This window comes from Streptomyces kunmingensis, assembly GCF_039533535.1.
Taxonomy (GTDB): Bacteria; Actinomycetota; Actinomycetes; order Streptomycetales; family Streptomycetaceae; genus Streptomyces; species Streptomyces kunmingensis.
Genome location: NZ_BAAATS010000084.1, coordinates 1 through 5740, shown reverse-complemented (window position 1 = coordinate 5740; position 5740 = coordinate 1). Strand labels below are relative to the sequence as shown.

5 protein-coding genes are annotated in these 5740 nt (G+C 69.2%); 1 reads left to right on the top strand and 4 read right to left on the bottom strand.

The window, feature by feature from the left end; all coding sequences use genetic code 11:
* Nucleotides 1-279: hypothetical protein (locus ABD366_RS43380; RefSeq protein ID WP_344443663.1), on the top strand; the 279-nt coding region annotated here is incomplete at its 5' end.
* A gap of 58 nt (nt 280-337) precedes the next feature.
* Here the strand turns inward: ABD366_RS43380 and ABD366_RS43375 are convergent.
* The 4 genes from ABD366_RS43375 to ABD366_RS43360 form a co-directional block, all read right to left on the bottom strand.
* Nucleotides 338-1492: a hypothetical protein gene (locus ABD366_RS43375; RefSeq protein WP_324766245.1), complete on the bottom strand. Its 1155-nt coding sequence runs from the start codon at nt 1490-1492 to the stop codon at nt 338-340.
* A gap of 395 nt (nt 1493-1887) precedes the next feature.
* On the bottom strand, nt 1888-2259 hold the full coding sequence (locus tag ABD366_RS43370) for a helix-turn-helix domain-containing protein (RefSeq protein ID WP_324766244.1): 372 nt from the start codon (nt 2257-2259) through the stop codon (nt 1888-1890).
* Between the two features lie 14 nt (nt 2260-2273).
* A complete protein-coding gene (locus ABD366_RS43365) occupies nt 2274-3239 on the bottom strand; it encodes a tyrosine-type recombinase/integrase (protein ID WP_324766243.1) in 966 nt (321 codons plus the stop codon).
* A 674-nt stretch (nt 3240-3913) separates the two neighbouring features.
* Nucleotides 3914-5407 (bottom strand): Mu transposase C-terminal domain-containing protein, encoded by a 1494-nt coding sequence (locus ABD366_RS43360; protein ID WP_324766242.1) that lies wholly within the window; start codon nt 5405-5407, stop codon nt 3914-3916.
* Between the last annotated feature and the right edge of the window lie 333 nt (nt 5408-5740).

The window sequence follows — 5740 nt, the reverse complement described above, 5'->3', positions numbered from 1 at the left end:
GCGTCACTCCGTGACGCCGGGTCAGCAATGCTCCGCATTGCTGACGGCTCGGATCGCTCCGCGATCCGGCCTGGCAGGTCCACGCTGCGCGCGGACCTGAAAAGCCGCTGGCTGCGTGCCGGCGTCGATCTCGTGACTGAGGGTTGCTTCCATCCCGCAAAAAAGTATGGGATCTCCGAGAATTCTCCGCCCCTATTGAGTGGCCTGCCTCTGATGGAACAGCCAGTGTGTGTCATTCTTTTCATCCAGCTTTTTTATGTTCTGCGGATCGACCTGTGATCGCGTACGTAGAGCGTTGCCGCTGTCCCCTGTCGTCGCGCCTGGGCCTGATGAACCATCACACGGGTCTGGTGAGCTGTGGGTAGGGCCGGTAGTGGGCGACTCCTGCGTAGGACATCCCCAGGGAGAGCGTGAGGATCTTGGCGTCGAGTTCGTCTGCGAGAGCGAGCAGACGTGTGGAGCGCAGGATGCGCGGCAGGAGGCTGACGGGTGCGAGGCTGTCTCGGATGTGGGCGGCGCCGGCAGGGCCGTGGTGTGTTCGGGTGAGCCGGGTGACGAGCAAGTGGGGGTTGTTCGTACCGAGTCGGCACCGGTGCTCCTGGCAGCGTTCCAGCGCCGTCCAGGTCGCACTGTCGAGCGGGAGATGCACTGATCTGCCGGGGAACCGGACGCTGTGGCGGTGGGGGTCGATGTCGGCGTCGGTGAGCTGGCGCAGTTCGGCGATGGTTGCTGCGTGAAGGAGGGCGGCCAGGCCGATGAAGGCTTCGTGTGGGTGGATGGACTGGTTGGTGGCCCACCGCTCGTACAGGGCGCGTTGCCGGGCCGTGGTGAGGGTGGGGCCGTTGAACCCCCTCTGCTGCACGGCTGTTATCGGGTCCGTGGGGTTGTGAAGGATGATCTTGGAGCGGTGGGCGTGGGCGAAGAACTGACGGATCCCTGCGAGGTGGGAGGCGCGGCGGGCCGGAGCCAGGGCGAGGAATGACTCCAGGTCGACGGTGGTGACGCTCGCCCAGCTCCTGTGTCCCTCGGAGTGAAGGTGGAGGGCCAGGTCGCGGATGGTGTCCAGACGGATCTCGATGGTCTTCAACTGGGTGGGGTGCAGCCCGAGCTGCTGGGCTCGCTCGCGCTGGAGCAGCAGGAAGTCGGTGAATGCGTCGGCCTGGGCGCGCAGTGGACTGGGGGTGGCCTCGATGTGGCGGGCTCGTCGGGCTGCTGCGCGCAGGTCGGTCAGGCCCGGTGGCGCGGCCAGGTGGCCGTGGGTGCGGAAGAAGTCGGTGAGTGCTCCTACGAGTTCAGGTGCGTTGCTGTGGGCGTGGGCGAGCAGGGTGCGGGGAGCGCCGGTCGTGGTCGCGATGATCAGGCGTGCCGTAGTGGCCACCATGTCTGCTGCGTAGATGGGGTGGCGGTGGGCGCTCAGGTGTGCGGCGAAGTCGTTCCACCAGGGCGGAGGGGCGGGCATGCGCTCGGCCCAGCCGGTCGCTCGGGTGATCACGGTGTGCGGTGAGTGCTCGTAGCAGCGTTTGCACAGGCCCTTGGCCCACTGGCCGCGGGTGCCGCAGTGCTCGCAGGCTGCCGGGGGCGGTGCGGTGGTGGGATCTGTACAGGTCCGGCAGCGTCGAGTCGCCGTGTCGAGAGTGCGTCGGCGTCCGCAGTGCTGGCATGGGCCCCGTGCCGGTCGGCCTGCTGAGCGGTGTCGGCACATCGCGCACAGGTCCTGGGCGGAGCGTCGTGGGGCTCTGCAGAGGGTGCAGGTGCGTGAGCACCAGGCGCAGCGGCCGGTGTCGGGGCGCAGCCGGCGCAGGCGGTGGCAGGCCGGGCAGTTGTCCTTGGCCGGCCGGGGTACGGCAGCGACGGATGGGGGCGGGCTCGTGACGGGCTGGGGCGGGGTCACAGGGGTGGCAGGGATCGGTGGCGGGGCACGGGCTGTTGCTGCGAAGGCTGTCGGGGCGGGTCGGGGTCGGGTCGTGGCGGTGGGGTTTGGGGCGTAGTGGATTCGTGCAGGGTCAGCAGGTCGCCGGGGGTGCAGTCGAGAGCGGCGCATAGCGCGGCCAGGGTGGACAGCTTCACCTGGGAGGGCTGCTTGGTGAACAGGGCGGACACCGATGCTGCGGACAGTTCGAGACCGGCACGCTCGGCCAGGAGGCGGCGTAGTTCGGTGCCGGTCCAGATGCCGCGCTGTGCTGCGGCCATGCGTAGTTTCCACTCCACCTCGGGTGGCGGGGCGGGGGTCTTAACGGCGTGGAGAGGGGGTGTGGTCATGAGGGCTCCTGGGGTCAGCCGGTCAGGGCGGTGGAGGTGGCGCGGCGCCAGGCGTCCTCGACGAAGGTGAGGCAGGGGCGGACGTAGGCCATGGTGGAGGCGATGTGGTGGTGGCCCAGGAGCTGCTGGACGGTGGTCAGGTCCATGCCCTGTTCGTAGTGGTGGGTTGCGCAGGCGCGGCGCAGGTCGTGCGGGGTGAACCGGTCGTCGTCGGACCTGTCTTCGGTGCCCAGGAGGCGGGAGAGGCGGTCGCGTACGGTCTCTGGCTTCAGCGGCTGGCCGAGGGCGTCGCAGAACAGCGCGGCGGTGTTGGGGAACAGGGGGCGGATGTCGCTCTGGTACCAGGCAAGGATGTGGTCCAGGCCGTTTAGCATCGGGGCCCATCTCGGGCGGGGTCCCGAGGCGTTGGCCGCCTTGCCGAACCGTACGTGGAGCTTGCCGGAGGGGCCCAGGTCGGGGTGGACGTCGCACAGCTCGAGACGGAGTGCTTCACTCAGCCGCGGCGCGGAGTGGTACAGGGTGCGCAGCAGCGCGTAGTCGCGTGCCGCGGCCGGGTAGTCGGACACGGTGGCCAGGCGGGCGCGTGCGTGGGCGAAGAAGGCGGCCAGGCGTTCGGCGGTGGGCGGCAGCCGGCGGGATGGCTCGTCCCAGACGTGGCGCAGCCGGTTGAAGCGGTCCAGCGGCTCGGCCACGGTGGTGCCGTACACCGCGCGGATCTCGGCACCATGGCGCAGACGGACGAAAGTGTGGAAGGCACGCAGCATGTCCAGGTAGCGGCGTCTGGTTCCCGCGCTCCGGCCCGCGCGCAGCAGCATGTGAAGCATCGCATCCTCGTGGACGGGCTCGATCTGCCAGACGGGGCGGTCGAAGTGGGCCAGCACCCGGGGCAGGAGAGAGTTGTAGGCGTTGATCGTCGTCAGGGCGAAACCCCGCGCCGCCCACGTCGCGGTGAAGGCCTGGACACAGTCGGCCTGGAACATCCATACATCCGGTGTCTGCCGGGCATCGGGGGCCAGATCAGTGAGCCCGCCCTGAACCAGCCGAAGAAGAGGCTTCTCCCCCACGCTCCACCACCAGCCCCTCGACCACCCTGGAATTAAGGCGGCGCCTGAACAACACGCGTGCCACCGAAGTCATCAACGAAGCGGCTGACAAAAGGCAACTGTCGCCTTACGAACAACCCCGCGCCCCACACCACAGCTTCGACAGCCACTGCGCCTCGTCGCACACCAGCACCCGCGGTTCCTGCAGAGCGGCGCGGAGCATGCGGTCGAACTCGATCGGATGAGCTGGTGGGCGGCCGGGCAGGCCCAGGGCGTGGAACAGTTCGTGTCGCAGGTCGCAGGTCGCGGGTGGAGGGGCGGGCGCGGAACTGGATCCGTCGGGTGAGGGTGGGGGCGAGTTCGCGCAGGCAGGCGTTGACGGCGAAGGATTTGCCGTGGCCCGCAGCTCCGTAGATGCAGATCATCGCGCGGGCCTCGAGCGCGCTGCGGATGTTTTCCTGGGCGGTCAGCAGGGCGCGGGTGGAGACGGTCTGGGCTCCGGGCAGGCGCATGAAGTGGTCTTCCTGCGGCGCGGGGAGCCGTCCCCGGCGCGGTGTGCTGGTGATGGTGCCTCACTCCTTGTGCTGGGGGTGCTCTGCGGCCGGTGTGCGTCAGTCGGAGGATGGTGGCCGTTTGCGGGGGCGGGCCCACGTCGCGGGCGGCTCGCGGGGCGGGATCAGATCCGGCAGAGCACGGGCGGCCAGATCCGTGGTCTGGGCCTGGTCGATCTCTGTTTGCGCCTCATTCGTGGTCGGAGTGCGTCGGCGCGTGGGAGTGGAGGGCGTGGTCGTGGTGGTGTAGCGGGTCCGGCGTCGTTTCTCCGCTGCTTTCAGGTCCGCTTTCAAGGCTTGGGCCTTCTGGGTCCGGATCGTGCTCAGGGCGCGCTGCTGGGCCGGTGTGGCGGTCTCGGCGAGGTAGGCGGTGCCCAGATGGTGGCCGTCGCCGGTGGCGGCGAACACTTCCACGGTGCCGTCGAAGTGCGGCAGGTAGCGCAGCCTGACCAACGTGCCGACGTGGCCGGTCATCCAGGGCGCGATGTAGGCGCGGCGTTGCCACGACACCCCGTTCGTCGTGATCTTCCTGGCGCGGCCGTCGTCCTCCAGCGCGAAGAACGCCAGATGCTCCTCGGGCACGTCCTCGATGGGTGCTGGGTCTGCGTTCCAGGCCTGCTGCGGAGTACGGCCGCCGGTCAGGCCACGGGGGTGGTGCTCGGTGTTCCACCAGGCGACCCAGTCGAGCAAGGCCTGCACGAAGTCCTCGAAGGGCAGCAGGTCCTCGGACCGGTCCGGCCGGTATGCCTCGCCGGCGCGGGCGCGGCGGGTATAGCCCGGCATGGCGACGAACAGCATCCGCTCCACCGCACCGTTGAGCGACTCGATCGTTCCTTTGCGGTAGGGGGTGTAGGCCGGGAGGTCATCGACGGTGACGGCGAACAGGCTCAGGGCCCGGTACACGGTGCGGCACAGAAACTCCTTGCCCCGGTCCACGCGGACCCGGGCGGGCAGGCCACCGAACGGCCCGAACGGGCAGGTGCGGCTGATCCCCGTGCGCAGCGCCGCCAACACCGCGTCCCGGCCCGGCTGATGCGGTGTGACGGCCACGCCCACGATCACTTTCGTGGCGACATCGATGAACCACGTCACCCACGGACACACCACCTGCCCGTCGAGACGGACCTGGACCGGAACCCGCTTGTGGTCCCCCTCCCAGCACGCGTTCCGAACGGTGGGCGGGCGTTTGCCGTAGACATCGAACCCACGCCGGGCGGCCTCCCCCGACCGCCATCCGGCCCGCTCCCCCGCCGAGAGCTCTTGCTGCACCGCCCGCTGCAGCGAGCGTAGCGAGGGGACCGCTTTTCTCTCTCCCGCTGCGGCTGCCTCGGCGGCCAACTCACGGTGCACCGCCGCGACATTCCCGCCCCACAGCGCCAGCCGGGCCCGCAGGTCACCCGGGACCGGTGCCCTGGAGGGCACAACGGGGGTGAGTCGCCCCTCCAATCGGGCGATGGCCAGCCAGTTCCAGACCGTCCGCACCGAGACACCCGTCCCCTGCGCGACGGCACGGACATGTGCTGTCGTCAGCTCTCCACGGGCATGCAGCGCCATCAGACGAACCATTGCCGCTTCACGTCCCACAGCCCGTGACATCATCCCGTCCGGCATCCCCGCCCCCGCCCCGTCCGCACGCCTCAAAGCAAGGGCTGTCCATGCCGTTGGTCCACCATGCCAACCCGCCGTAGCACTCCACACGAACGGCTGGACCACCCGTCGTTCTCACCACAAACCCCAGGTCATACCGCTACGCCAGCACGACCCAGACAGGCCGCCTACAGAGACGCCATCAAAACGACACCGGGAAACGACAGCGGGCTTCACCACGCAAACGACACCTGCTGACAGTCCCCACACACCCAAAACCCCAGCCCACACCCCCGGATA